Origin of the sequence: Thermococcus sp. ES12 (assembly GCF_012027515.1) — an archaeon.
GTDB classification, from domain to species: domain Archaea; phylum Methanobacteriota_B; class Thermococci; order Thermococcales; family Thermococcaceae; genus Thermococcus; species Thermococcus barossii.
On the sequence record NZ_SNUP01000002.1, the window covers coordinates 171,380 to 197,883 of the forward strand.

The following is a 26,504-nucleotide window of genomic DNA, read 5'->3' on the forward strand; positions in this document are numbered from 1 at the left end:
GGAAAGGGCCTCAAACCCTCTCATAAACTTCCTGAACTATTCTAAGAACCGCCCTGTAGAGCTTCTCGGTAATGATGCCTTCCTCGTAATGCTCAGTCAGCTTGTCCTTGTCTATTATCTCCTTCTTCCCGTCCGGCCACTTAACGATGTCCACCTCAAGGTCTATGTAGCGCGCCCTGTCCGGATAAATCTCCACCGGCGTGTTGATGTTGTAGTACTCGCCCTTGAGGTTGCCGTTTCTGTCGTAGTAGCGGTGCACAAACCACCACTTGCCGGCCTCTATCTCCGTTATGACGTAGTCGCCGAACTCTATGGGAATGTCCAGGCCGTCATAGAACTTTCCTGGCTTTAAGTGGCGCTTGAAGGTTATCCTTAGCGGATTCATGGAGACCTCGGTTATCTCACCGGGCCCTATCTTTATCCTCTGCCCGTCGGGCTTGTAGTGCTCAAGGCTGAAGAGCCACCCCTTCTTGGGCCCCTTGTTGGCTATCAATGCCTCCCAGAAGCCACTCTTTACCTTCTCCCTCTGGCCCGGAACCTTCGAGAGTATTCCCTCCGCTATCTCCACCGCGAAGCTCAGCTCGGGGTCGTAGGCCTTGAGCTGGTGGTGTCCCTCAACGGTCGGGATTACTCTGTTCCGTATCTCGTCGAGCTTTCTCTTTGCGCCCCCTCCAAACTCAACCTCGTAGATGTTCCTTCCCTCGATTATGAGGGATGGGGCCGTGTAGGAGTCGGCCTTCTTCAGCCTGTCGGCCAGCTTTGAGAGCTTTATTATCTCGTCCCGGAGGGTGTTCCAGTCTTTATAAGCAGCCGCCGTCCTCCAGAGGATTCCCCACTCGCCGAGGTCTATGCTCAGGCCCAGGATGCGGAGCCTTTCGCGCTCGCTCTGCTCCCGTATCTTCCTCGATATCTTGACGTGCCTCTGCGCACCTATCGGCTTGGGAATGAGCACCGCGTAGTCTCCCGGAATCGTAAGCGTGACGCTCAGCTGGGGAAGGAGGTTGTGCTTCTTGACCTGAACCAGAACCTCATCACCCTCCATGGCGCGCGGCAGTTCGCTGGCGACCACGGTTCCTATGGCGCTCCCGATGTCTATGTAAACGTAGCGCTCGTCCCTCTTGACTACCATCCCCTTGTAAATCCCGTAGAGTTGGTAGGGGAGCTTCCTAAAGAAAACGTCAATGAGCTCGTCCTCAAGGACCGCCTTAACCTCCTCAACCTTCGTCCCAACGAGGATTACCCCGTGGTGGTCTTTCTTGTCGTAAACATCGACGTCAAACTCATCGTAGGTCTTTTCGAGGTTGAAGCGCTCGACGATTCTGTTGCTGGGCTGTGCAATACCGAAGCCCCTGTCGAGGAACAGCTTTGTAAGGGCCGTTGAGTAAATGCCCCTAACCCGAACTGAAACTCCTGTGTCTGTAGACACCTTCACCACCCCTCATCTTCTTTTCCACCACTCCGATGAGCGTGAGCCCCTCGAGTATGCCCTCGGCGTCATCGACGCCGCTGAGCTTCTCAACGTTTCTCGCCTCGACCCAGAGCAGTCCCCTGGAGTGCCAGTCTCTTAACGCATCCTCAACCTTGTGCACATCACCTGGATGAGTGTAAAGCCTGAGCAGGAAAACCTTCAGGGTTTCAAGCTCCGCCTCAAGTTTCTTAACTTTTCTGAGCTCCTCCATTATACCAACGGGTACCTTTTTCTCATTTTCGCCCCCTGCCAGGAGGCTCAGGCCCTCGACCTCCCGGAGCATCTCGCCGAGCGCCTTCCTGACGGCGTAGTCGTAGACCCTGTGGAACTGGATGAGCCTGTCCAGGGCCGTTGACAGCTTTATCCTCGTGTCGTAGTCGTGTTCTTTGGCGAGGAGCGAGAGTATCTCCTCAAGGCGGAACTTCATCTGATACTCGTTGCGGTACAGCTCCTTCGCCTGCTCCTCCATGTGGCCGCCGAAGCTCCCCATCTCACGGTACAGGGACGACGCTATATCGAGCTTTTCCCTGGATATGTTGTAAAGAGCCTTCATCTTCTCCAGAAGGGCCTCGCCGTCCCGTTCCTCATAGATGGCCGGGAACTGCCGCTCAAAAGTGGAGTGAAGGGACTCAAGGTGTGAAAGTCGGTCCTTAACCTCCTCAACGTTCATGCGGAAAACCCCCTGGGCTTAATCTTGCCCCTCCCCCTACTTGTAGTTTTCGATGGAGGGGAGTTAAACAGAAACACTTACCCAAAACCTTTTTTTAAGCCAAAAAACTAATCACCCCGGTGGTTGAATGACCCTCTACGACCGCTTTGGAAGGCCAGTCACGAACCTCCGCATCTCGCTCACCCGGGACTGCAACTTCCGGTGCTTCTTCTGTCACCGCGAGGGGCAGCACTTTAACGCGAGCCTTGAGCTGACGCCTGGAGAGATAGAGAGGCTCGTCAGGATAGCCTCCCGCTTAGGGATAAAAAAGGTCAAGCTCACGGGCGGCGAACCTACTGTAAGGAGTGATATAATCGAGATAGTCAGGCGAATCAAGCCGTACGTGAAGGATTTGAGCATGACGACCAACGGAAGTCGCTTAAAGGAGCTGGCAAAGCCCCTCGCCAGGGCTGGCCTCGACAGGGTGAACGTCTCACTTCACAGCCTGAAACCGGAGGTTTACAGGAGGATCACCGGCGTTGACATGCTCGACATCGTCATAGAGGGAGTCGAGGAGGCCGTCAAGTACCTCAGCCCGGTTAAGCTCAACATGACGGTCATGAGGGGCCTCAACGACGCTGAAATATGGGAGATGGTTAATTTCGCGGCAAAGACCGGGGCGATACTCCAGCTCATCGAGCTGGAAGCGCCGAGGGAATTCACGGAGACGAGATTCTTTAGGAAGTACTTCTACCCTCTAAAGCCGGTTGAGAGGGAGCTTGAAAGCAAAGCCGTTGAGATACGCGAGAGACGGATGCACAGGCGGAAGAAGTACTTCATCCCGACGGACTACGGCATGGCCGAGGTTGAGGTGGTCAGGGCGATGCACAACACCGTTTTCTGCGCCAACTGTACGCGCCTAAGGGTTACCTCGGACGGTAAGTTCAAGACCTGCCTGCTGAGGAAGAACGACCTGATAGACTTCGCCTCGGCGCTGAGAGACGGAGCGAGCGATGGGGAGCTCGTCGAGATATTCAGGGAAGCCGTTCTCATGCGCGAGCCCTACTGGAAGTGAGCTTTAAAAGCCTCCCTCCCAACTTTCTCCGGTGAGAGATTGCCAGCTCTGAGAGTTCCCAGGCAAGAGGCAGAGCCCGTAAAGAGAAAGCTCAAAAGGCTCAACCTCTACGACGGGAAGAGGAGACCAAGGAGAGAGGGCGATTTTGTCCTCCTACCCGTCATCGAGGATGAGAAGGTTCACTCGCTCGGCTACGAGGTTCTCTCGGTGGAGCTTCCCCTCAGGCCGGAAAGGCAGATTTACAGGAACCTTGAGAGCGTCTTAGCTGAGAGGCTGAGCGAGGAGGAGCTGAAGCACCTCAGAAGGTACGACGTCGTTGGTGACATAGCGATAATCCAGATTCCGCCGGAGCTTGAGCACCGTGTTGATGACATCGTCTGGGGGTTGAGAAAGGTTCACCCCTTCCTGAAGGTCATAGCCAGGAAAGGCTTCCACGAGGGGGCCTTCCGAATAAGGGACTACTCCATAATCTGGGGAGAGGAAAGACTGGAAACGGTCCACAGGGAGAACGGCGTCGAGATCAAGGTTGACCTCTCCAAGGTCTTCTTCAATCCCCGAATGAAGGGCGAGCGCTATCGCCTGGCCCAGCTCGTCCGCGACGGCGAGAGGGTTCTGATTCCCTTTGCGGGGGTTCTGCCCTATGCGCTCGTTATAGCGCACTATAAAAGGGTCAAAATCACCGCCGTGGAGCTGAACCGGGAAGCTTACGAGCTGGGCCTTGAGAACATCGAGCGGAACAGGAAGAGGCTGAGGGGCGAGATAGAGTTCATCCACGGCGATGCCTTCAAAGTTCTCCCCGAGTTACCAAAGTATGACCGCGTGGTAAGCCCGACGCCGAGGGGCGTTGATGCCCTCGCCCTAACGCTGGGCAAGGCTGAAAGGTGGCTTCACTACTACGACTTCGTGCATGAGAGTGAGCTTGACGCCTTCCGAAGAAGAATCCTCGAGGAGTGCGCAAAGCTTGGAAGGGACTGCTCGGTGAGGGTTAAGAAGGTGAGCGACTTCAAGCCCCACGTCTTCAAGGTGTGCGCCGATGTTGAGATCGGGTGAATCCTTATTAACCTCAACCGCGTTATCCTATTCTTGATGGAAAGCCACAATGAACTGGAACAGATACTAAGCGTTCTTCATGCCCACGCTCAAGAACTCCGAAAGTTTGGGGTTAGGCACCTCTGGCTCTTCGGCTCCTATGTGAGGGGAGATGCGAGAAAAGACAGTGACCTAGATGTCCTAGTGGAGTTTGAGCCGGGGAAGAAGAGTTTCGACAGCTACATGGAGCTCAAGTTTTTCCTTGAGGAGCTCCTCGGAGTCGAGGTTGACCTGATAACCGTTGAGGCCCTCAAGCCTAAAGTCAAGGAGTACGTTTGGAGAGAGGCGGTGAGCGTTGAGGGACTATAAACTGTACATCGAAGACATCCTCGAAGCAATAACCCGAATTGAAGAATACACCTCGGGAATGAGTCTAGAGGAGTTCAGGGGCAACAGAATGGTTCTCGATGCAGTTGTAAGGAATCTTGAAATAATCGGCGAAGCCTGCAGGGCAATTCCGGAGGAAATCCGCGAGAAGCATCCAGAGGTAGAATGGCGCAAGATAATCGGCCTCAGGAACATTCTCATCCATCAGTATTTTGGCGTGGACATGTGAAGAACAAGCTCCCGGAGTTAAAGGGGAAGATGGAAAAACTGCTGAAAGAACTATGATTTCCCCAGGAAGTCAAACAGCGTCGCCTGCTTGCCCTTTTTCTTGGACTTGTCTATCTTCTCACCGCTTTCCTCGACGGACTCGATTTCCTCCTCGGCCTTCTGGAGCTCTTCCTCGCTTATCTCTTCCGCTGTCTCCTCTTCGGCTCCCTCACCCTCTTCAGGTTCGGCTTCCTTTTCGGGCTCCCTCTCGGAGGCAACCCTCACGTGCTCCTCAAGCTCCCCGCGCTCCTTGAGCTTCTTCTCGATGTTCATGCTCTTGCCCCATATGGTTCTGGCCTTCTCCCCATCTCCCACTATGAACTCGACCTCCTTGAGGTCAAGATCGAGGTAGACGACGAAATGGGCCGCCATGTCGGGGTTGTACTCGAATATCGCCTTCAGGACGTTGAGGGTCTCCAGGGCTTCGAGCTTCGCCATGTGCATCTCTTTCATTATCTTCCTGAGCACCGAGTCCCTCAGAGAGCGCTCCTCTTTGCTCTCGGTGAGGAGCTTTATCGTCTTCGGCGGATAAATCCTCACGAAGCCCTTCCTCTTGACCCCGGCAACGGCAACCCCGGCAGTCATCATATCGGTAGCGTACTTCCAGAGGCCATAGTTCCCGGTTCTCTGGGCCCTGCCGAGGTATATGTCCGCCCTGCTGAGTGCCTCGTAGGCCCTCGCGATATCCTCGGGCTTGTAGTAGACGTAGGGCAGGTTTTCATCTATCCACTGGAGGAGTTCGTGAGGGAACATGTCAACTCCGAGAACCACCATCTTGGCACGCTTGGCGTTGTCAGTTGCGAAGAGCTGGGCAAGGGCCTGGAAAACACTCTTCTCGGTATCACGGTAGGCCAGAACATCGGCAGCATCCTCTACCCCGCCGGACACAACCGTCTGGAGGTCGTTTATCGCGGCCCTCAAATCACCGTTGGCGCGCTTGGCTATCTCGTAGAGAACCTCCTTTGGAACCGTGAGACCCTCCGCGTGGAGTATCCTCACGAGGCCCTTTATGATGTCCCTCTGAGTCAGGCGCTTGTACTCGACTATCTGCGCCTTGTTCCTTACCTCCCTCGGCACCTCCCAGTAGTGGTTGGCGCTCATGATTATCGGATTTCTGGCCCTGTCTATGAGCTTTGCTATCTCCCTCGCTCCGCTCGGCTCCATGTTGTCGGCCTCGTCGAGGAATATCAGCTTTCTCCTCTTCCCGAGGATGTCGAGCGTGTAAGCTGCCTGGACGTAGCGCTCCACCTTCTCAAAGGTTCTCTCGTCACTCGCGTTCAGCTCGATAATCTCGAAGCCGTACTCCCTTGCGATGGCGTAGACAGTGGCCGTCTTGCCTGTTCCCGGCGGGCCTGCCAGGATAAGGGCCTTCTTCTTCGGCGGATTTCCGTGGAGCCACGCCTCCACCCACGCCCTCACCTGCCCCAGGGCCTTTGTCTGGTTTATCATCTCGCTGAGCCTTCTCGGCCGGTACTTTTCAACCCAGGGCACTTCCGTCATGGCCATCACTTACCCATCAGGGTGAACTGAGCCAGCAGAGCTTCGAGCTGTATCATCTCGTTCGCGCCTTCAACGAGCCTGAAGTTGTACTCGCCTATCTTGTCGGCCAGGGCCACCTTCCTGTCCTCGGGTATGGTCAGGTTGAAGACCTCCTTGTGCATCTGAATGAGAACATCTTCACCGCTGAGACCCTGCTTGAGAAGTATCTCCCTGAGCTTCTCCCTCGCCTTCAAGAAGTTGCCCTCCAAAGCGAGCTGCATCATCTGCCTCACATCCTCCGGGCGGGCCCTGCTGGCAACGAGGAAGACGTTCTCATCGGTTATCTTTGTATCAAGGGCGGCAGCAGCTTGAAGGACGTTTATCGCCCTCCTGAGGTCTCCCTCTGCAACGTAGAGAAGAGCCTGAAGTCCCTCATCGGTCAGTTCAAGCCCTTCGTTCTCGGCTATGAACTCTATGCGCCTCGCTATGTCCTCGTCGCGAAGCGGTCTGAAGCGGAAGATGGCACACCTCGACTGTATGGGTTCAATTATCTTGCTGCTGTAATTACAGCTCAAGATAAAGCGGACGTTGTTCGAGAACATCTCCATCGTTCTCCTCAGGGCCTGTTGGGCATCTTGGGTTAGGGCATCGGCCTCATCGAGAAAGATTATCTTGAAGCTCGCACCGCCGATGGGTTTGGTTCTCGCGAACTCCTTAACCTTCTCGCGGATGACGTTTATTCCACGCTCATCGCTCGCGTTCAGCTCAAGGAAGTTGTGCCTCCAGCCCTCGCCGAAGAGTTCCCTCGCAAGGCACAGGGCGGCTGTAGTCTTCCCAACGCCCGGAGGGCCCGCAAACAGGAGATGGGGCATGGAACCGGTTTTAACGTAGTGCTTGAGGCGCTTGACTATGTGATCCTGCCCCACCATGTCGTCGAGCTTCTGGGGCCGGTACTTCTCAACCCAGGGCTTTTCAAGGATTTTAACCTCCTTAACTTCCTCCGGCATAGCTATCACCCTACCTAGAGGCTTATGAGCCTTTGGGGTATTAAGCCTTTTGCCATGTGCAAAACTTTTATACCTCGATGTCCAAGAATCACCGGTGGTTCTCATGGCGAAGCTTGACTGGATTAGGGAAGAGCTCAAGGAGCTCAAGGAAAAGGGCCTTTATGTGACCATCAGGAAGCTTGAAAGCGCCCAGGGCCCCTGGGTCGTCGTCGATGGAAAGCGCGTTCTCAACATGTGTTCGAACAACTACCTCGGCCTGGCCGCCCATCCCAAGATAAAGGAGGCCGCCATAAGGGCAATCCTCGACTACGGCGTCGGTGCCGGTGCCGTTAGAACCATAGCCGGTACTATGGAGCTCCACGTTGAACTGGAGGAGAAGTTAGCCAAGTTCAAGAAGAGGGAAGCCGCGATACTCTTCCAGAGCGGCTACAACGCCAATCTCGGTGCCCTAAGTGCCCTGCTAACCAAGAAGGACAACGGTGTCTTTATCAGTGAGGAACTCAATCACGCGAGCATTATAGACGGAATGCGCCTCAGCGGCGCGCCGAAGGTTATCTACAAGCACCTTGACATGGAGGATCTTGAGAAGAAGCTCAAGGAGAACAAGGACAAGGAGAAGAAGATAATAGTCAGCGACGGTGTCTTCTCGATGGACGGCGACCTCGCTCCTGTTCCGGAGATGGCCGAATTGGCGGAACAGTACGATGCCATGCTCTACATAGACGACGCCCACGGCGAGGGTGTCCTCGGAGACAGCGGAAGGGGTATCGTTGACCACTTCAAGCTCCACGACAAGGTTGACTTCGAGATGGGTACGCTCAGCAAGGCCTTCGGTGTTATAGGCGGCTACGTCGCCGGTCCGGAGGAGGCAATCGAGTACCTCCGCCAGAGGGGAAGACCGTTCCTCTTCTCCAGCGCGCCCAACCCGCCAGACGTTGCCGCGGCCATAGCCGCCGTCGAGATACTTCAGCACAGCGATGAGCTCGTTAAAAAGCTCTGGGACAACACCCACTTCCTCCAGAACGGATTGAGGGAGCTTGGCTACGACCTCGGTAACACCAAGCACCCGATTACACCGGTCATGCTCTACGACGAGAAGACCGCCCAAGAGTTCTCAAGGAGACTTTACGACGAGTACAACATCTTCGCGCAGGCGATAGTTTACCCGACCGTCCCGCTCGGAACCGCGAGGATAAGGCTCGAGCCATCGGCCGGCCACAGCAAGGAGGACCTCCAGTACGTTCTCGACGCCTTCGAAGACCTCGGGAAGAAGACTGGATTTTTGAAGTGATGTTACCCCCTTGTTTTTCAACTTTTTCTCCAGAGATGGTTCTTTATTCGAATGTTATGTTCCCTTTATGTTGAAAATTTAGAACTTACAGCGTTTGATAATTTCGAAGCACTACCGAAAAATATAATTTGTTGGAAAGAAAACAATGTATTGTGGAATAACCGGGTTATCAGCGGTGGTGGCCGATGGCGATAATCATCGCGGTGCTTGCGGAGGTTGCATTCATAAGCCTGTTCCTCATAACCATCGGCCGCAGAAGAAAATTTATCTCCCACTATCCCGAGCTCAAGAGGTTCTACGACTACGCAATGCTCTCCTTCTTGGTGGGCGTCCTGGGTAAGTCTGTTTTCCTGCTCCTTGACCTAAGGAGCAACGGACTCCTTCTTCTGACTTCAGAGCAGGTGAATTTGGTGAACGCCATAGGAAACCTCCTAGCACTCTTGGCCGCGGCAATATTCATTGCGGGATGGTGGAGCCTACTCACCGTCCTCACGGAGAGGTACGAACTCGTCCCCGTGATAGAGTTCACGGGAAAGGAAGAAGGGGAACCCCTCAAGCCCGGTCTGTACCTGTGCAATTTACCCAACTGTTACCCCGTGATAGCGAAACTTCTGCGCGGAAGGGCAGGGCTCATAGTGTCCAGACACCCTCCGGAGGTCGTCAGGGAACGTCTGAACATCGAAAAGACCCCGATATTGTGGCTCACCACCGTTAGGAGCAAAAACGCCGTCTCTCCCACCCGGCTTGAGTTCCTTCTCCAGACGATGGTTGACTTCATAAGGAAGACCGACGATCCAAAGATAATCTTCCTCGATGGAGTCGAGTATCTCATCCTGGAGAACGGTTTCGCCCCGGTTTTCAAGTTCCTCACGACCCTGAAGGACTACACAACGATATATAACACCGTGGTGATAGTTCCCCTGGACACGGAAAGCCTGGATGAAAAGACCGTGAACCTCATGTACAGAGAGTTTGAGAGAATGAAACCCCAGCCCTAAAACTTCACCCACTCAATCCTGTAGTAGACGACGTCGTTGTCCTCATCAACCACCGCCATGACCATGTTCTTCCTGACACCGTGGGCCACCCTCACGCGGGCGGTTATGTCGTTTGGACTGAAGCGGAGGTTCTCCGGGACGACCCAGACCAGCCACTGGGAGTGCTCGTCCATTCCACGCCTGTAAACCCTGAAGTGGGAGCCGAACTTGAGGGCGGACTTCACCGTGTAGCCCCTGTCGCGCAGGTCTGTGTAGACGAGGAGTTTTATGTCGAACTGGTCGTCACGCTTCCTGCCGAGATCCACCAGCTCCCGGAAGGAGAGCTCCCTGTCACCGTCGAAGACCCGTATCTTTCCCTTTTCCATCAGGTAGGCGGCCTCTATGAGAGACAGAAAGAGCTTCCCGTTCACGACCTCTCCAAAATAGCGCTTGTTGTAGAACTGGTTTATCGCCTTCTCGCGCTCGCTGAAGACCCTATCGCCGCTGAGCTGAAAGACTATGGGTTCCTTCAATTCCTCCCACCCCACTCTTCAGCGGGCATTAGCATGTAGTATGCATCCTCACCGTCGGCGTAGTAGCCGATTATGCGCTTTATCTTCCTGAAGCCAAAGCGTTCGTAGAGCTTTATGGCCCCTTCGTTGCTCACACGAACCTCCAGGCCGATGTAGCGGGCGCCCTTCTTTATGAGCCTTTCGATTACCTCGCTCAGCAGGGCCGAGCCTATGCCGCTTCCCCTGTAGGCGGGATCAACGGCGATGCTCATTATATGGCCCTCAAGGTCGGGACGGAGGTACGCCATCACGTAGCCGATTACCCTTCCCCGGTACTCGGCCACCAGGAAAGTATCAGGGTTGTTCTCAAGGAACACCAGAAAAACGCCACGGGGGTACTGCTCCCTGAACGAGAGCCGCTCTATCCTGACGACATCGGGTATGTCGAAGAGCTTCGCAGGCCTTATGACGACCATTGCCAGCGGAATCCTTCCGCCGGCTTCCCTCACGGATACGCTCATGTTATAACCTACGCACCAAAGCTTTTAAGACTTGAGGAGAACTCCGTCGGGGGTGGCCACCCCCCGTGATGAGCACTCTCGAACCTGACGGCGGGATGATGACCGGATTCCTGGCTGATTCTCCCCCCTACTTTCCGGAGTAAAGTTTAAAGCCCCCGAAAACCAAGTCAACCGATAGGTGATGTTATGCGCATAGCCGAAGACCTCAACGATCCGGTTGGAATCGTGACCGGTGAAGCCACGGTTAACTCATTCCAGTTCTACGCTCATCCCGATAGCGACCTCAAGTTTGGGGACTTCGTCGTTGCAAGACTGTGCAAGGAGGCAAAGGAAAGGGACTGCCGCTGGGGGGAGGACGTCGAGTGGATTATCGGCACCATCAGGGGAATAAAGAACATCAACTGGCTCCTCAGCGAGGGGAAAAGCACCTTCGCCTCCCTTGACATTGACCTCAGGGAGTACGGTGAGAGCATAGGGGAAAACGAGGCCCTCATAGTCACCGTCCACGTGCTGGGGAAGGTGGAGTTCAGGGGCGAGAGGGCCGAGATAGTTCCGAACCGCGTCCCAGTCCCCAACGGAAACAGGGTCTACGTAGCCAGCTCCGACCTGCTCAGGGCCATTTACTACGGTGGAGACGGCTTCATTGAGGTTGGAACCCTCCTCCTGAGGGAGGACGTGCCGATATACCTCAACGCCGACGAGCTGGTTTCGCGGCACTTCGCGGTTCTGGCGGTGACCGGAGCGGGCAAGAGCAACACCGTGTCGGTAATGCTCTGGAAGATGGTTGAGGAGCTGAGGGGTACCGTGATAGTTCTCGATCCCCACGGGGATTACATGCGCCTGAGCCTTCCGGGAACGGGGACGAGGTACGTCAACCTGATAGAGGCGAGGATACAGCCCGAAACGATGGACGGGGAGGAGCTGGCTGACCTCATGGAGATACAGAGCAACGCCACGATACAGCGCTCCTACCTCCTGCGCGCATGGGACACGGTTCTCCACGAGAACCCCAACCTGGGGGGAAGAGAGATAGTCAAGGCTGTCCTCGACCTCCTCCAGAACTGGGTGGCCAACGCTGGGGGAAGTTACTGGGATCCCCACGCGAACAAGTACCGCGACCTCGGCGAGATAAAGGCAACGGAGAGGGAGACCATAACGAGGCTCACCATGAAGATATCCCGCTTCCTCAGGAACTACGGCCACCTGCTCTCGGGGGAGGACATAGTGGCATCCATTAGGGCGGGGATGGTGAACGTCATAGACCTCGGCCCCCTCGACGAGGGACAGATGAAGCTCGTCGCGGCTAAGCTCCTCGAAAAGATGTTCGAGACGAGGATGGACTATGAGAAGGCCAGGAAGAGGCTCGAATACCTCAGGAGAAAGTACGGAACCAGAATCTCGGCGGTTTCGGAGGAGGTTAAGGAGCTTGAGGAGTTCATTCGCTCGGTCGAGACGAGCTACCCCGCGCTCTCGGAGCCCATACTCATAATAGTGGAGGAGGCCCACATCTTCGCACCCCACGGTGAGAAGGGTGGAACCGTTAGGATACTGGGAAGGATCGCGCGCGAGGGAAGGAAGTTCGGCGTCGGGATGGGGCTGGTGTCCCAGAGGCCCAGCAGGCTCAGCGAGGACGTGCTCAGCCAGACGAACACCAAGATCATCATGCGCATAGTCAACCCCAACGACCAGAACTACGTCATAAAGGCCAGCGAACAGCTCAGCGGCGAGCTCATGAGCGACATCGCGGGTCTCGGCAAGGGCGAGGCCGTGATAGTCGGCCAAGCCATAAGCCTACCGGCCCTCGTGAAGGTCTACAACTTCAAGGAGCTCGGCGGGGACTACGGCGGTGAGGACATAGGCGTCGTGAGGCGCTGGAGGGAAAGGGCGGAGCGAGAAAAGGCAGAGGAGAAGAAGGAGGAGCTCTACGAGGAGGAGGGCATAGAGCTGGACTTCTGAGGTGTTAGCATGAAGTTCGCCCACATGGCAGACGTTCACCTGGGCTTCGAGCAGTACCGCCTCCCCTACAGGGCGGAGGAGTTCGCCCAGGCATTCAGGGAGGCGATGGAGAGGGCGGTGGGGGAGAAGGTCGACTTCATCCTCATAGCCGGCGACCTGTTTCACTCAAGCCGGCCCAGCCCGGAGACCATAAAGACGGCCATAGAGATACTTGAGATCCCGAAGAGAGAGGGAATCCCCGTCTTTGCCATAGAGGGAAACCACGACAGAACCCAGAGGAGGATTTCGGCGTACCACCTCCTTGAGGGACTCGGACTGCTCCACCTCGTCGGCCTGAGGGAGGAGAAGGTCGAGAACGAGTACCTAACGAGCGAGAGGCTTGGTGGCAAGTACCTCGTCAAGGGCGTCGTTGAGGGCGGAAAAACCGTCGAGATACACGGGCTGAAGTACATGAGCGCGGCCTGGCTCGAGCGCAACCGCCTCTCGGAAATCTTCAGGCCGGAAGGGGACGCCATCCTCATGCTCCACCAGGGAATAAAGGAGCTCATAGAGAAGATGATGGGAATAATCCCGGAGAGCCAGCGTGACTACTTCGAGCTGAGGATGGAGGACCTGCCCAAGGGTTACCTGTACTACGCCCTCGGCCACATCCACAGGGAGTTCGTCACCAGCTACGACATAGGGACGCTCGTCTACCCCGGCTCGCTCCAGCGCTGGGATTTCGGGGACTACGAGATGAGGTACCGCTGGAACGGGAGGAGCTTCATCCCCGAGGCCGGCACGAGGAAGGGCTTCTACATAGTCGAGGACTGGAGGGCGAGGTTCATCGAGCTCAAGGTGAGGCCATTCATAGACATCAAGCTGAGGGCTGACGAGGAAACCGCAAAGAGGGAGTTGAAGCGTCTGAGAAGCAAGATACCACGGGAGGCCTTCGTGAGACTCGACCTGCGCTGGGAAAAGCCCTACGAGGTTTCTCACTTCCAGGAAATCCTCGATGTCAAGTACCTCTACCTGAGAACGCGCTTCGAGAGGAAGCTCAAGTCCCCCGGCGGCGAAGGGGCGCTAAAGCCGTCGGACTACTTCACCCCGATAGAGCTGAGGGCGATAGAGCTTGCGGGAGAGAAGAAGTTCGAGGCCGTCGAGGAGGTAGTTGAGCTGTTCCTGAGCGGGTGGGATGAGGAAAAGCCCAAGAAGGACGAAGAGCCAGCGTCCCCTGAGAAGGAGGAAAAGCCCGGAAAGGTTCGGGAGACGAAGAAGGCCAAGCCAAAGGGCAAACCAACCAACCTTCTCGCCTGGATTGGTGGTGGAGATGAGGATTGAGAAGCTCATAATCAAAGACTTCCGTTCCCACAGGCTCACGAAGGTCAGCTTCACGAGCGGGATAAACCTCATAGTCGGTCAGAACGGCTCGGGGAAGAGCTCACTCCTCGATGCCCTTCTCGTCGGTCTCTACTGGCCGAGCAAGCCCAAGGACCTCAAAAAGGAGGACATACTCAGGGTCGATGGCCAGTCCACGGAGATAACGGTGTTCTTCGAGAAGGACGGGGTCAGCTACCAGCTCCACCGGAACATAACCCGCGGGGTGGCCTTTGCAAAGTACCACGACGGGAGCTCTTGGAAGCACGCCACCGAAACGAGCCAGAAGGCCGTGAGGGACTGGATGGAGAAGCTCGTTCCGTACGATGTCTTCCTCAACGCGATCTACATCCGCCAGGGAGAGATAGACGCCATCCTTGAGAGCGACGAGAGCAGGGAGAAAGTCGTCAGGCAGGTTCTCGGCCTCGACAAGTACGAGAACGCCTACAAGAACCTCCTGGAAGTCCGGAAGGAAATCGAACGCAGGATAAAATCAATAGAGGACTACCTGAAGAGCACGGAAAATCTCGACGAGCTGATCGGGGAGATGGAAAAGGAGCTCTCGGGCGCCCTCAGGGAGATAAACGAGCTTTCACCCCAGATTCCAAAGCTGGAGAGGGAGCTTGAAAGAGTTGAGAAAAAGCTCGGGGAACTCGATGAGCTGGAGAAAAGCCTGAACTCCCTCCGGCTTGAGATTAAAGAGCGGGAGGGCAACAGGAAGAGACTCGAAACCAGGGTTGAGGGTCTGGAAAAGCGCATCGCCGAGAGCGAGGAACGCCTGCACGAGCTGGAGGAGAAGGTGAGGGAGTTCAACGAGCTCAGGGAGAAGGCGGAGCTCTATCTCAGGCTCTCAAACTTCAGAAAGAGATACACCGACGAGAAGGCGAGAAACGAGAAGCTCGCCGAGAACTACAGGGCGCAGATTGAGGCGATAGATGAGCGTCTCGCCGAGCTGAGTGAACTGGAGAAGCGCCTGGGGGAGCTGGAAAAGGAGAAGAAGGAGCTCGAAAGGAAATTCCGGAGACTTGAAAAGGACGCCAAGGCGTATGAGGATGTCAGGTCCATCTCATCCCAGCTTGAGGGCCTCAAAAAGCGTCTCAAGCTTTCCAGGGAAGAGATAGAAGACCTGGCCAAGGAGATCGAGGACGCGAGGAAGAGAAAGGAGGAGATACAGAGGGAGCTGGAGGAGATAAACGAAGAACGCGGCGGCCTGAAAAACCGGGTCAAGGAGAGGAACAGGGCCATAATGGAGCTGAAGAAGGCGAAGGGTAAGTGTCCCGTCTGCGGCAGGAAGCTGACCGAGAAGCACCGGAAGGAGATAATCGAGAAGTACCAGGCCGAGCTCAAGGAGGTCTCCCTGTCCCTGAAGGAGCTCGACGAGAGGGAGAGAAAGCTCAGGGGTGAGCTCGTCAGGATAGAGAAGGTTCTGAAGAGGGAGCGCGAGCTGATAGCCGCAAAAGAGCTCCTGGACCAGATATCCGGCCTGGAGGAGAGGCTGAAGGAGTACGACCTTGAGAAGCTCAGGAAGAGGGCGGAGGAATACGAGAGGGTGAAGGGCGAGCTGAACAGACTCGAAGGCGAGCTGGAGAGCGCCAGGGCGGAGCTTGAAAAGGTGAAGGCCCTCGAAAAGAAGAGGACGCTCACGGAGGGGAAGCTCAGGTCCGTTGAGGAAAAGCTCAGGAAGCTCGATGACGAGCTCCGGGAAATGGGCTTCTCTGGGATGGAGGAGCTTGACGAAAAACTTGCCGGCCTTGAACCGACCTACAGGCGCTACCTCGAACTGAAGGGGGCGGAAAGCGAGCTCCAGAGGGAAAGGAAGAACCTGGAAAGGCTCAGGACGGAACTGGAAGGCGTGAAGATGGAGCTGGACGAGGAGAACAGGGCGCTGAAAAGGCTCATGGAAGCGCTGGCGGAGAAGGAGAGGCTCTACAGCAGGGAGGAGCACGAGAGGACCAGGGAGGCGTTTACATCGCTCAGGGAGGAGCTGGCCGGGAAGAGGGCCCGGCTGGAGGCCCTTGAGAGGAAGCGCGACGAGACGATGGAGAACCTCGGGAAGCTGAGGGAGGAGAAGGAACGCAGGAGGGAGAAGGCGAGGGAACTTGACGAGCTCAGAAAGGCCCGCGAGAGGGTTCAGGAGCTCCGCGAAAAGGTGAGGCGCTACAAGGCCATGCTCAAGGAAGGCGCACTGGCGAGGGTCGGGGACATAGCCAGCGAGATATTCGAGGAGCTGACCGAGGAGAAGTACTCGGGGGTCACCGTGAAGGCCGAGGAGAACAGGATAAGGCTCGGGGTGCTCTACAACGGCAGGGAATACGGGCTCGGGTTCCTCAGCGGTGGGGAGAGGATAGCCCTCGGCCTGGCGTTCCGCCTGGCGCTGTCGCTCTATCTGGCCGGGGAGATAAGCCTCCTCATCCTGGACGAGCCGACGCCGTACCTCGACGACGAGAGGAGGAGAAGGCTCGTGGACATAATGCAGCGCTACCTGAGGAAGATACCGCAGGTCATAGTCGTTTCACACGATGAGGAGCTGAAGGACGCCGCCGACCGCGTGATAAGGGTCAGCCTTGAGAACGGCGTTTCGGTGGTCAAGGAAGTCGAGCTGGGGGTGTGAGCGTTGGGGTACAGGCTGATAGACAGGGCCAGCGTTGACAGGATAAAGGAGATGCTCCAGAGGGGCTACGCGGAGGCTCAGGGGAAGCTCAGGGAAATCGAGTGGCGCGAACTTCCAGAGAGGAGGAAGAGCCGGGTCTATGCCATCGACGGAAGCCAGGGAAAGCAGAGGCTCAGCGGAACCATCTTCTACGCGGTTTCCAGCTACGCTTTCGGCAACGGCCCGGCCTACAGGCTGGTATACACCAACGCCATGCTGTACAACCAGGGCATCTCCGACCAGATCATAAGGCTCCAGATGGAGACTCTGGAGAACAAGCTGGGCTTTCTGGCGGCCAAGCTCGGGAACGTTGACTACGTCATGATGGACGGAACGCTCACCGGCTCGCTCACCAGGCCGCCGGTTTATCCCGAGAGCGTAAGGGGGATAACCACCATAAAGAGCGCCCTCGGGGAGGAGCGCCTTGAGGAGCTCATGGAGCGCTTCATTGAGGAGCTGGGCGAGCACTACGATGAGCTCGAAAGAAAGCTGAGGGCCGGCAACAGGGTAAACGGCGATGTAATCCTGGCCGACAGGGTTCTTGAGGACTACGCCGAGTACTACACCGCCATGGAAGGGAGGGAAATCATCAACTACGACGGTGCCTTCAGGGAAATCAGAAAGGCCCTCAAAGAGGAGGACACCGTGAGGGCCACCGAGATACTGGAGAACCTCGAAGAGTACGCCGAGAGCAAGCGCCTCTCCATCGACGACGCCAGAAACGCGGTTCACGTCGTCCTGGGCTACCTGGAGTACCTGTACTCGCTTGAGATGCTCCTGCAGTTGAACCTCGTTTACGTCGCGAAGAGCTTCTACAACAGGAAGCTGACCCAGAAGCTCGGTGTGGACATCGTTGACGTGCCCTACCTCGACGCGTACCTCAGAAAGACCTACGGCGAGGAGAGAGCTGGCTATTACGTGATAACCCAGGGTGGGAAGGCGATAAGCCACAGGATGCCCCGTGTTCTGAGGAAAAGCTTCCCGAGGGTGGAGCACTACATCGAGAACGGCGTTCCCATGGCCTACATCCGCACCATGAAGGGCGGCATCATATACCTCCTCCAGAGCAACAGGACGATAGACGACGACCTGCTGGCGGAGATACTCTGGCACGAGGGGAACGGCTACTTCAGGCCTCTCCAGAGGGCCCACGAGGGTGTGAAAATCGAGAAGAAGGCCTTTGAGGCGGAGCTGAATGCCCTGCTCAACATAATAAAGGCCGAAACCCCCGAACTGAGGGTCTTCCTGAAGTACGGAAGGAGTCCACTGGAGTAAAAAAGAGAGCTCAGGAAACCGGGGCAGTGAAGGTCGCGAGGATTCTGATGTACTGCTTGTCAAGGCCGTTCATGTAGTCCCTTGTCTTTCTTCCCGTCTGCCACCTGTCCTGCCCGGCAAGAACCACGACCACCTGTCCCTCGGTCCAGACGTTGGTCTTGATGAACATTCCCCTTTCTCCCGTTCTTACCGCGTTCTGTTCGTTCGGACTGAGAACCTGACGAACGTAGCCGCCAACGCCGTCGTAGGCGTCGGGACCCCCAAGGATTATGACTATCTTTGAGTTCCGGTAGGCCTCGAAATCGTCGGCCGTGACGTGCCTCACAGAGAGGCCAAGTGCACCGAGGTGTGCCGCCAGCAGATTGCCCTTGATGCCCCAGTCTATGTCGTTGGCCAGGATAACCACCTCGGGCATCTGGACAGGCTCATAGTTCAGAACCCAGTCAACCAGCTTCCTGAGAACTGAAAGTTCCTCCGTACTACCGGCCTCAAGCTCAACGGAGCTGTAGACCGCGCGGTAGTCGCCCTCCATGGCAAGTATTCCGCCGCTGTAGTCGCTGGTGCGGGCCAGTAGCATCGGCGCATAACCTTTCAGGGCATGGAGGAGCCTGATGCGTTCGAGAAGTCCCCTCTCAACTGCAAGCTCCACCTTAAGACCGCCGTGAGTCATCACAACGCCCTTATCCGTAACCTCCATGGAGGAAACTACCTCCGGGAGCACCATTGATGCGGAGAGCGAGAAGTTGAACTGCACACCGGTGAGGTTCTTGATGGACTCACCCATCTCCCGCATTCTGAGGCCGTTCTCCGCGGCGAAGCGTGAAACACTCCTCTTGGCTATGCCGAAGTGAGTGGACGAGAGTACGTACTGCCATCCAACCGTTGAGTACGTGCCAACGTCAACGGTGCCTCCGTTGAAGGGTCCCCTCTCCGAGAGCACGAGGGAATAGCCTGTGCCTATGAAGGGAACCATGACCGAGGCCCGGGTAAGGTTGAGCCCGTCCTTGGCCGAGCCTGCCATGATCAGCGGGTCTAAACCGAGAAGTCCCGCTATACCCGGCGAGCCGTCTACACTCCCGATGTGCTGCGGGTTGGTGGCGTCAAAGAGCGTTCCGGAGGTGACCACGAGGCCGGCGTGGTGCGTCTCAAGGTAGTCCCTGAGGGCCGATATCTGGTCCTTGGAGAGGCCCCACTCAGGAAGCCAGAGGTTCGAGAGCACCACCGCCTGAGGTTGGAATTCCTTCAGAGCCTCGGAAAGCTCATCAAGAGAGACTATTCTTATGTTGTAGTACTTGGCAAGTTCCCCCCAGTTGTGTTCGGTGAGCATCCAGGGCTTAAGCTTGAGCAGGGGCTCGGCAACTGCCTCAAAGTCCGAGAGGTTGTAGTGGTAAAAGCTCCTAGAGACATTGAACTGGATCACCAGCGAATCCAGGGACTTCTCAAATGCCATGGCCTCGACGGATGGGTCAACTATGAGAACCTTCGGACCTCCGGGGTTGGCAACGTAGTAGGAGTAAACCGGGCTGTAAGAGGTGTGCCCCTCTACGTCAGTGACGGCTATCTTGAACTCTATCCTGCTTCCGGGCGGCGCCCCCGGTAGGTTTATCTTGCGGTAGAAGACGTAAAAGTTCTGGCTCTCGCCGTAGAAGCGGTGTATTATTGACTGGTAGAGGGACCAGTTCTCACCGGCCGCTGCGGTTCTGACATATGCGGGCTTCCAGTCACCACTGTCTATCCGGTAGTATGCCTCAACCTTCCCCTTGCCCGTCGTGACTCCAAAATCGTCCGCTATGTAGAAGTACACGGTGAACTCTTCGTAGGGACCAATCACGAAATCCCTGGGGATATTGCCAACGATTATTATAGGCGGCCGGAGTTCGGAGACTATCACAGCCGAGGAAGCCGGTGGGAGGAGCATGCCGAATAGCAGCAGTATTGCAAAAACCGCTTTGAGTTTATTCATCGTATCCTCACCAACATAAGGTAACGCTTCCGAACTATTTATATTTAGCCCGAAAGATTTAAACGCCTGGACAAATAATCCACTGCCATGAAAAAATGGCTCCCAACCCTGCTGGCCCTTTCGCTCATGGCGGGCTTCCTCGGCGTTTACGTAGGCTCGGTCAGCCTAAACCCCCCTGACGTAACGGCCAGCGTGGCCTACGGGATAAAATCAGCCCTGTCCGGAGTATTGCCCGTAAACCCAGGAGAGAGACCGAAGGCATTCATCATCGTGTGGGAGCTCCGCCTCCCGAGGGTTCTACTGGCCTATCTGGTCGGGCTCTCCCTCGCCTCGGCCGGCGTCGCTTCCCAGGCCCTCTTCCGGAACCCCCTGGCCGACCCCTACATAATAGGCGTGAGCGCCGGGGCGGGAATAGGGGCCGCGCTGGGGGCGATCTACGCTCCAGCCCACATGGGGTCGTTTGCCCTGGTCTCCGCAATCCTCTCGGTTTTTGTGGTCTATACGGTCTCGAAGGTTGACGGCCACGTTCCCGTTGACACCCTCCTGCTGGCGGGGATAGCGTATGGCTTCCTTGCGAGCGCCGTGACGTGGTACCTAGTGATAAGCCAGGGCGAGAGGGCCCACGTGACCTGGATGTGGCTCATGGGGACCTTCAACGGCTCCGACTGGGGCGACGTGGGTGAAATGTTCGTCGTTGCACTCCTTGGTGTCGGTTTTCTCGCCTGGAAGTGGCGCGAGCTGAACCTGATACTCTTCGGGGAGGAGAGCATAGCCCTCGGTCTGGACGTTCACCTCTACCGGAAGCTCTTCATCGGAGCCATAGCCCTGCTGACTGCCTTCGCAGTCTCAACGGCCGGGATAATCGGCTTCATCGGCCTGGTCAGCCCCCACATAATGCGCCTCCTCCTCGGCCCGAACCACCGGGAGCTGGTTCCGGCGAGCGCCCTCTTCGGGGGCACCCTTCTGGTTTTCGCGGACCTGCTGGCCAGGACAGTTGCAAGACCGACCGAACTCCCGGTCGGCATCATAACCGCGCTGATGGGGGCGCCCTTCTTCCTCTACCTCCTGATGAAGCACAAGAGGGGTGAGCTGTACTCATGAGCGGACTGGAGGTTAGTGTTTCCTTTGCCTACGGTGAGAGGAAAGTCCTTAGGGGAGTGGAGTTCAGCGCAGAGAAAGGCGAGCTTTTGGCGATAATCGGACCCAACGGAGCGGGCAAATCAACCCTCCTCAAGTGCCTGGTCGGGATCCTGAGTCCAGATGGCCACGTGAGGTTCAACGGCACGAACCTGCTCGAACTCAAGCCCAGGGAAAGGGCCAAGCTGATAACATACGTCCCCCAGAGCTCCTTCCCCGAGTTCGCCTTCACGATAGAGGAGTTCGTCGAACTCGGCACCTACGCGACACGGGGAAACGTCGAGGGGGCGCTCAAAAGGGTTGGCCTCTGGGAGCGCCGGAAGGAGCCGGTTACGTTCCTCTCCGGCGGCGAGTACCAGCTCGCGCTGATAGCGAGGGCCCTTGCACAGGGCAGTGAGGTGATTCTTCTGGACGAGCCAACGAGCCACCTGGATATAAACCACGCCCTGGAGATAATGGAGCTTCTAAAGGAGATGAGCCGGGAAAAAATCGTCATAGCCGTTCTCCACGACCTGAACCTGGCCCTTCGTTATGCCGACAGGCTCATTCTCCTTCACAGGGGCAGGAAGCACTGGGAAGGGAAGCCAGGGGAGCTGGAGCCGGATATTATCGAGGAGGTCTACGGCGTGAAGGCAAAGATAGCGGAGGTGGACGGCCACAGGGTTCTTCTCGCCAGCGTCTAGCAAAGGTTTAAAACCCGGCGTGAGAAGAAGGGTTAGGGGTGAGAGAATGGAAACGAAGAAAACCGGCACCACCACCGTGGGAATAAAGGCCAGGGACGGTGTCGTTCTGGCCGCGGATACGCAGGCTTCCCTCGACCACATGGTCGAAACGCTGAACATCCGGAAGATAGTCCCGATCACCGAAAGAATTGCCATAACCACCGCGGGAAGCGTCGGCGACGTGCAGGCCCTCGCGAGGATGCTCGAGGCTGAAGCGAGGTACTACCAGTTCACCTGGAACAGGCCCATGAGCACCAAGGCGATGGCCAACCTGCTCAGCAACATACTCAACGAGAACAAGTGGTTCCCCTACCTCGTCCAGATAATCATAGGGGGTTACGTCGAGGAGCCAACCCTTGCCAACCTCGACCCGATGGGAGGGTTAATCTTCGATGACTACACAGCGACTGGCTCCGGCAGTCCCTTCGCCATAGCCGTCCTTGAGGACGGTTTCAAGAAGGACATGAGCGTCGAGGAGGCAAAGGAGCTCGCCATCAGGGCCGTCAGAACGGCCGGAAAGCGCGACGTCTACACCGGCAGCAGGAAGGTTCAGGTCGTCGTCATCACGAAGGACGGCATGAAGGAGGAGTTCGTTGAGTTCAAGGGGTGAACCGTTCAACGGTTGCACCAAAGCCCTTTTTAATCCTCTTTTCGAGTTGGTGGTATGAAGGATCTCCCAGAGAAGCTTGCGGTTCTTGGGCTGATAGTCCTGCTCGTCTCGGCGCTCTACGCAGCGGAGAGACTGACCGTCAATCCAAGCGCTGTTCTGGGAGAGGTAAACGAAATACTTGACCAGGTTCAGGAGATAAGGAACCTCACCTTCAAGGAGAGGCCGAGGATAGTGGTTCTTACAAAGGACGAGGCCCTGGCCAAGTGGCGGCCCGGCAAGGCGGACATGGAGAGGATGAAAACAGAGGAACTGACGTATAAGATGACCCTTCTCCTTCCGCCGGGCTACCGGTACATACGAAAGGAAACCGAGCGGAGCGCCAACTGGATAGCGGCCACCGTGAGGGATACGATATACATCATCCAGGAGAACTTCGCCTCGAACCCTGACACCGCCAGGAGGACGATAGCTCATGAAAGCGTTCACGTGCTCCAGAAGCAGTGGTTCAACGCGAAGTACGGGGCAGACACCTACGACGGCACCATAGCGGTTCAGTCCCTCATTGAAGGGGACGCCGACCTCGTCGCGGACATCTACTGCGAGAGGAACGGGATTCCGATACACAAGATACGCTCCCTGAGCGGGGAGCCATTGACCGACCTCCACATCTTCCCCTACGTCTTCGGCGACCGCTTCGTGAGGTACCTCTACGAGAAAGGCGGCTGGGAGCTTGTTAACGAGGCCTACGGCCGCTATCCCGTCTCGGCTCAGCAAGTCATGCATCCCGAGCTCTACCTCAAGAACGTCACCCCACTCAACGTTACCCTCGATGCACCGCCGAACTCGCGCGTCCTCAAGGAAGACAGGCTCGGCGAATACTACGTCTACCTCCTTCTCAGAGACGTTGCGAAGCTTGACAACGAGACGGCCTGGAACGTTTCGAGCTCCTGGAGGGGAGACAAACTGCTATTGACTCAAAACGCGAGCGGTTACCTGCTCCAGTGGATGGTTGTCTTCTCAAAGCCAGAGGCTGCCAGGACTTTCGGGGAAACCCTCTCCAGGCTCGCGGAGGGCAACACCTACGCGAACTACACGATAAGGATTGATGGAAGCTCCGTTCTCCTGATCGCCGAAAGGAGGGACTGATGTGAGGCTGGTCTGTTCAATCTGCGGAAAAACCTACGACGAACCGGTTCAGAGGTGCGAGTGCGGCGAGCCAGTGGAGTTCGAGCCGTTCAACGCGGAGCCTTACATCGGAAAGACAGCCTGGGAACGCTTCTGGGACTTCTGGCCGGTGGAACCGGCCCTTGAGCTTTCCCTCGGCGAGGGCGACACGCCGCTTGTACGCTCAGGGCTCGGAGAGGAGTTTGGAGTTAGGCTCCACCTCAAGAACGAGACGGTGAACCCGACGTGGAGCTTCAAGGACAGGGGGACTTTTCTGGCGATGAGCTACGCCCTCAGGGCCAGCTACAGAGCTGTCGGAACGGTATCAACCGGCAACATGGCGGCGAGCGTCTCGGCCTACGCCTCCCGCTTTGGATTGGAGGCGAAGATACTCGTCTCAGAGAGCGCGGGCGACGAGAAGCTCAAAGCAGTTTCCGTCTACGGCGGGGACGTCATCAGGGTTCGCGGCGACTATGGAAAGCTCTACTTCGAGAGCCTGAAGCTGGGGAAAAGGCTGGGCGTTTATTTCATCAACTCGGACAACCCCTTCAGGATAGAGGGCTACAAAGGCATCGCCTTCGAGATAGCGGAAGAGCTGACACCGGACTACGTTTTGATTCCAACGAGCTCGGGAGGCCTTTTCCGAGGAATAGCAAAGGGCTTCATTGAGCTATACGAGAGCGGGCTCATTGAAGAACTCCCGAGGCTAATCGCCGTTCAGGCCGAGGGCTGTTCGCCAATATGCCGGGCATTCAAGGGAGGGAAAGAGAGAATAGAGCGCTTTGACAACCCGAAGACGATAGCCAAGGCCATAGCCAACCCCTACCCGCCGAGCGGGAACGCGGTTCTAAAGCTCCTCCGGGAGTTCGGCTGGGGCTGCGTTTCGGTGAGCGACGGGGAAATCCTTGATGCACAGAGAAAGCTCGCCCGCGAGGGCCTCTTCGTCCAGCCCGCGAGCGCCACAGGGGTAGCCGCTTTGAGAAAGCTCAGCCTGCCGGAGGGGGCAAAGGTCGTCTCCATTCTCACCGGTTCGGGTTTGAGAACTCTGAGAAACGCGCCGGCCGGGGAGGTAAGGGAATGCCCCCTCGAAAGACTTGAGGGATGTTTGGGGTGATGGGAATGCTCGTCGGAATAGGCCTGATGCCCCACGGGAACCCGGTTCTTGAGCCTCCTGACGAGGAAACGAGGAAGCTGGCGGAGGTTCTGAGGGGAATCGGCGAGGAGTTCGGGAAAGCTGATTCCTACGTCCTGATAAGCCCGCACAACGCGAGGATGAGCGACCACCTCGGGGTTGTAATGGCGGAGCATCTCGTCTCGTGGCTCGGCTTCGAGGGAAAGGAACTGCCAGGAGAGTGGGAGACCGACGTTGAGCTGGCCGAAAAAATCTACCGCGCGGAGAAAGATGCCGAAATGCCCGTCGTTGACCTGCACTTCGCCTCCCTCAAAGGGCAGTATTCAAGATGGCCCCTGAGCTGGGGGGAGCTGATCCCGCTCCAGTTCCTTGAGAGGAAACCGCTGGTTCTCATGACCCCCACAAGGGGAGTGTCGAGGGAGACCCTCATAAAGTTCGGCGAGGTCCTCGGGGAGGTCATTGAAGAAGAGGAAAAGAGGGTCGCGCTGATAGTCAGCGCAGACCACGGGCACGCCCACGATCCGAACGGACCCTACGGCTACAGAAAGGAGAGCGAGGAGTACGACAGGCTGGTAATGGAGCTGATTAAAGAGAACCGCCTCGATGAGCTCCCCAGCGTTCCAGAGGAGCTCGTGAGGAACGCCTTGGTGGACAGCTACTGGCAGATGTTAATAATGCTCGGCGCGATGAGAAAGGCTGAATTCGAGCTGAAAAGTTCAGCGTACGCCTGTCCGACATACTTCGGTATGGCCGAAGCTCTGTGGGTGAGGAAGAACTAAAGGACGTCAAAGCTTATCTCAAGCAACTCCTTGCTCTTCCTGAAGCGAACCTTCCTGATTTTTATCTCCCCTATCTCGCCAGTGGTTTTTGTGTGCTCCTTGTTGCAGGCGTTCACGTTCCAGTTTTCGATTACGACCACCTTCAGCGTTTTAACCTCCGGCGGGATTGGAAAGAGGTCGTACATATCCTCGCCGAAGCGCTTTTCAGCCTCCTCCCTAGGCAGCTCATAGACCTCGATGGGAACGTTCTCCCTCACCTTCCCGTTGGCGAGGCGCTCTATCTCGGCGATTTCTTCAGGCGTTGGTTTCCTGTCGAACTTGACCGCCAGCCTCCCGTGGTTCCCGTCAACGTAAACGCTCGCCGTCCACTTCGCCCCATCGCCGAGAACCTTAACGACCGCCCCCTTAACGACGTGCAGGGCCGTGTGAGTCCTGACCTCAACCGACGACATAGGCATCGTTCCATATTCTCGGAGGGCTTATTAACGGTTGCGCCGTATTCCACTTGGGTGCTGGTATGGTGAATATCGAAGAAATTGCGAAGGCCCTGGGGGCGGAGATACTCGATATCGGGAGGCCAGTTAAGACCGTCGAACAGGCCACGCGGGAGGCTGGCGTTGAACGGAGACAGGTGATAAAGTCCCTCGTCATAATCAGCGAAAGCGGGCCCCTTCTCGTCATAGTTGACGGCGAATCGAGGGTGAGCATGGCAAAGCTGGAGGCGAAGTTCGGAGGGTGCAGGTTTGCCAGCCCCCGGGAAGTCAGAGAACTTACAGGCTACGAGGTCGGAGGTGTTCCCCCTATCGGGGTGCCGCTCAGAACGATAATGGATCAGAGGGTTCTGGAGAACGAGTACGTCATCGGCGGCGGAGGGGCTATTGATCGGCTCCTCAGGATAAGGCCGGAAAGGATACTGGAGTACCAGCAGGCCGAGGTGATGGACGTTCGCGAGTAGAGGGGGCGGGTTATTAACCCCGCAGGTAAATTCAGACGGAGATTATTCAGCGGCGCTTGAATGTTTTTCAGTTTGCTGAGGGCCGTTCCGAATAATTCACGCCAGAAGCTTGCACCATTAAACAAAAACCGTTATAAATGCCA

Annotated in this window: 25 protein-coding genes; 17 read left to right on the forward strand and 8 right to left on the reverse strand. The window is 56.6% G+C overall.

The window, feature by feature from the left end; translation table 11 throughout:
* Positions 1 to 10: 10 nt before the first annotated feature.
* A complete protein-coding gene (locus tag E3E37_RS05705; protein ID WP_088865269.1) occupies positions 11 to 1,426 on the reverse strand; it encodes a ribonuclease E/G in 1,416 nt (471 codons plus the stop codon).
* A complete protein-coding gene (locus E3E37_RS05710; protein ID WP_167715684.1) occupies positions 1,392 to 2,138 on the reverse strand; it encodes a hypothetical protein in 747 nt (248 codons plus the stop codon). Before E3E37_RS05710 ends, E3E37_RS05705 begins: the two co-directional genes overlap by 35 nt.
* Before the next feature lie 127 nt (positions 2,139 to 2,265).
* Between E3E37_RS05710 and moaA the strand changes: the two genes are divergently transcribed.
* From moaA to E3E37_RS05730, 4 genes are read left to right on the forward strand one after another with little or no spacing between them, the layout of a single operon-like run.
* Positions 2,266 to 3,192, forward strand: coding sequence for a GTP 3',8-cyclase MoaA (gene moaA / locus E3E37_RS05715; RefSeq protein WP_167715686.1), 927 nt, complete (start codon positions 2,266 to 2,268; stop codon positions 3,190 to 3,192).
* Between the two features lie 39 nt (positions 3,193 to 3,231).
* A complete protein-coding gene (locus tag E3E37_RS05720) occupies positions 3,232 to 4,242 on the forward strand; it encodes a class I SAM-dependent methyltransferase family protein (RefSeq protein WP_167715688.1) in 1,011 nt (336 codons plus the stop codon).
* A 36-nt stretch (positions 4,243 to 4,278) separates the two neighbouring features.
* Complete coding sequence (locus E3E37_RS05725; RefSeq protein ID WP_088865801.1) at positions 4,279 to 4,590, forward strand: nucleotidyltransferase family protein; 312 nt, start codon at positions 4,279 to 4,281, stop codon at positions 4,588 to 4,590.
* Positions 4,577 to 4,837 (forward strand): DUF86 domain-containing protein, encoded by a 261-nt coding sequence (locus E3E37_RS05730; protein WP_240921928.1) that lies wholly within the window; start codon positions 4,577 to 4,579, stop codon positions 4,835 to 4,837. Before E3E37_RS05725 ends, E3E37_RS05730 begins: the two co-directional genes overlap by 14 nt.
* A gap of 50 nt (positions 4,838 to 4,887) precedes the next feature.
* Here the strand turns inward: E3E37_RS05730 and E3E37_RS05735 are convergent, their stop codons facing one another.
* Both E3E37_RS05735 and E3E37_RS05740 read right to left on the reverse strand, forming a co-directional pair.
* The gene (locus tag E3E37_RS05735; protein WP_167716314.1) at positions 4,888 to 6,375 is read right to left on the reverse strand and encodes a replication factor C large subunit; all 1,488 of its coding nucleotides are present in this window, start codon (positions 6,373 to 6,375) and stop codon (positions 4,888 to 4,890) included.
* A gap of 5 nt (positions 6,376 to 6,380) precedes the next feature.
* Positions 6,381 to 7,466, reverse strand: a complete 1,086-nt coding sequence (locus E3E37_RS05740; RefSeq protein WP_371731692.1) for a replication factor C small subunit — start codon at positions 7,464 to 7,466, stop codon at positions 6,381 to 6,383.
* Here E3E37_RS05740 and E3E37_RS05745 point away from each other — a divergent pair.
* Positions 7,465 to 8,652 carry a glycine C-acetyltransferase gene (locus tag E3E37_RS05745; RefSeq protein WP_167716318.1) on the forward strand — a complete coding sequence of 396 codons (1,188 nt, stop codon included), beginning with the start codon at positions 7,465 to 7,467 and terminating at the stop codon, positions 8,650 to 8,652. The two genes, E3E37_RS05740 and E3E37_RS05745, sit on opposite strands and share 2 nt — an antisense overlap.
* A gap of 185 nt (positions 8,653 to 8,837) precedes the next feature.
* On the forward strand, positions 8,838 to 9,650 hold the full coding sequence (locus E3E37_RS05750; RefSeq protein ID WP_167715690.1) for a DUF835 domain-containing protein: 813 nt from the start codon (positions 8,838 to 8,840) through the stop codon (positions 9,648 to 9,650).
* On the opposite strand, the gene endA is transcribed toward E3E37_RS05750, so the two are convergent.
* Entirely contained in the window at positions 9,647 to 10,162 is a 516-nt protein-coding gene (gene endA, locus E3E37_RS05755; protein WP_088865276.1) for a tRNA-intron lyase, read from the reverse strand. The genes E3E37_RS05750 and endA overlap by 4 nt on opposite strands.
* Positions 10,159 to 10,662 (reverse strand): ribosomal protein S18-alanine N-acetyltransferase, encoded by a 504-nt coding sequence (gene rimI / locus E3E37_RS05760; protein WP_088865277.1) that lies wholly within the window; start codon positions 10,660 to 10,662, stop codon positions 10,159 to 10,161. The genes endA and rimI overlap by 4 nt, the downstream gene beginning before the upstream one ends.
* A gap of 186 nt (positions 10,663 to 10,848) precedes the next feature.
* Here rimI and herA point away from each other — a divergent pair, with 186 nt between their 5' ends.
* Genes herA through nurA form a run of 4 tightly spaced genes read left to right on the forward strand, consistent with a single transcriptional unit; the run spans position 10,849 to position 17,899 of the window.
* The gene (gene herA, locus E3E37_RS05765; protein WP_167715692.1) at positions 10,849 to 12,618 is read left to right on the forward strand and encodes a DNA double-strand break repair helicase HerA; all 1,770 of its coding nucleotides are present in this window, start codon (positions 10,849 to 10,851) and stop codon (positions 12,616 to 12,618) included.
* A 9-nt stretch (positions 12,619 to 12,627) separates the two neighbouring features.
* Positions 12,628 to 13,938 (forward strand): DNA double-strand break repair protein Mre11, encoded by a 1,311-nt coding sequence (mre11, locus tag E3E37_RS05770; RefSeq protein ID WP_167715694.1) that lies wholly within the window; start codon positions 12,628 to 12,630, stop codon positions 13,936 to 13,938.
* A complete protein-coding gene (gene rad50 / locus E3E37_RS05775) occupies positions 13,928 to 16,585 on the forward strand; it encodes a DNA double-strand break repair ATPase Rad50 (RefSeq protein WP_167716320.1) in 2,658 nt (885 codons plus the stop codon). The genes mre11 and rad50 overlap by 11 nt, the downstream gene beginning before the upstream one ends.
* A 51-nt stretch (positions 16,586 to 16,636) precedes the next feature.
* Positions 16,637 to 17,899: a DNA double-strand break repair nuclease NurA gene (gene nurA, locus E3E37_RS05780; protein ID WP_167716322.1), complete on the forward strand. Its 1,263-nt coding sequence runs from the start codon at positions 16,637 to 16,639 to the stop codon at positions 17,897 to 17,899.
* Between the two features lie 10 nt (positions 17,900 to 17,909).
* On the opposite strand, the gene E3E37_RS05785 is transcribed toward nurA, so the two are convergent.
* Positions 17,910 to 19,862: a hypothetical protein gene (locus E3E37_RS05785; RefSeq protein WP_167715696.1), complete on the reverse strand. Its 1,953-nt coding sequence runs from the start codon at positions 19,860 to 19,862 to the stop codon at positions 17,910 to 17,912.
* A gap of 87 nt (positions 19,863 to 19,949) precedes the next feature.
* Between E3E37_RS05785 and E3E37_RS05790 the strand changes: the two genes are divergently transcribed.
* Genes E3E37_RS05790 through E3E37_RS05815 form a run of 6 tightly spaced genes read left to right on the forward strand, consistent with a single transcriptional unit; the run spans position 19,950 to position 25,406 of the window.
* Positions 19,950 to 20,963 (forward strand): iron ABC transporter permease, encoded by a 1,014-nt coding sequence (locus E3E37_RS05790; protein ID WP_167715698.1) that lies wholly within the window; start codon positions 19,950 to 19,952, stop codon positions 20,961 to 20,963.
* Entirely contained in the window at positions 20,960 to 21,682 is a 723-nt protein-coding gene (locus E3E37_RS05795; protein ID WP_167715700.1) for an ABC transporter ATP-binding protein, read from the forward strand. The genes E3E37_RS05790 and E3E37_RS05795 overlap by 4 nt, the downstream gene beginning before the upstream one ends.
* Before the next feature lie 46 nt (positions 21,683 to 21,728).
* Complete coding sequence (gene psmB, locus E3E37_RS05800) at positions 21,729 to 22,331, forward strand: archaeal proteasome endopeptidase complex subunit beta (protein ID WP_167715702.1); 603 nt, start codon at positions 21,729 to 21,731, stop codon at positions 22,329 to 22,331.
* Positions 22,332 to 22,385: 54 nt separating this feature from the next.
* Complete coding sequence (locus E3E37_RS05805; protein ID WP_167715704.1) at positions 22,386 to 23,477, forward strand: hypothetical protein; 1,092 nt, start codon at positions 22,386 to 22,388, stop codon at positions 23,475 to 23,477.
* 1 nt (position 23,478) lies between these two features.
* Positions 23,479 to 24,609 carry a threonine synthase gene (thrC, locus tag E3E37_RS05810; RefSeq protein ID WP_167715706.1) on the forward strand — a complete coding sequence of 377 codons (1,131 nt, stop codon included), beginning with the start codon at positions 23,479 to 23,481 and terminating at the stop codon, positions 24,607 to 24,609.
* Positions 24,610 to 24,614: 5 nt separating this feature from the next.
* The gene (locus E3E37_RS05815; protein ID WP_167716324.1) at positions 24,615 to 25,406 is read left to right on the forward strand and encodes an extradiol dioxygenase; all 792 of its coding nucleotides are present in this window, start codon (positions 24,615 to 24,617) and stop codon (positions 25,404 to 25,406) included.
* On the opposite strand, the gene E3E37_RS05820 is transcribed toward E3E37_RS05815, so the two are convergent.
* Positions 25,403 to 25,858 (reverse strand): alanyl-tRNA editing protein, encoded by a 456-nt coding sequence (locus E3E37_RS05820; protein ID WP_167716326.1) that lies wholly within the window; start codon positions 25,856 to 25,858, stop codon positions 25,403 to 25,405. The genes E3E37_RS05815 and E3E37_RS05820 overlap by 4 nt on opposite strands.
* Positions 25,859 to 25,923: 65 nt before the next feature.
* On the opposite strand from E3E37_RS05820, the gene E3E37_RS05825 reads away from it, so the two are divergent.
* Positions 25,924 to 26,361 (forward strand): aminoacyl-tRNA deacylase, encoded by a 438-nt coding sequence (locus E3E37_RS05825; RefSeq protein WP_088865290.1) that lies wholly within the window; start codon positions 25,924 to 25,926, stop codon positions 26,359 to 26,361.
* Positions 26,362 to 26,504 lie beyond the last annotated feature (143 nt).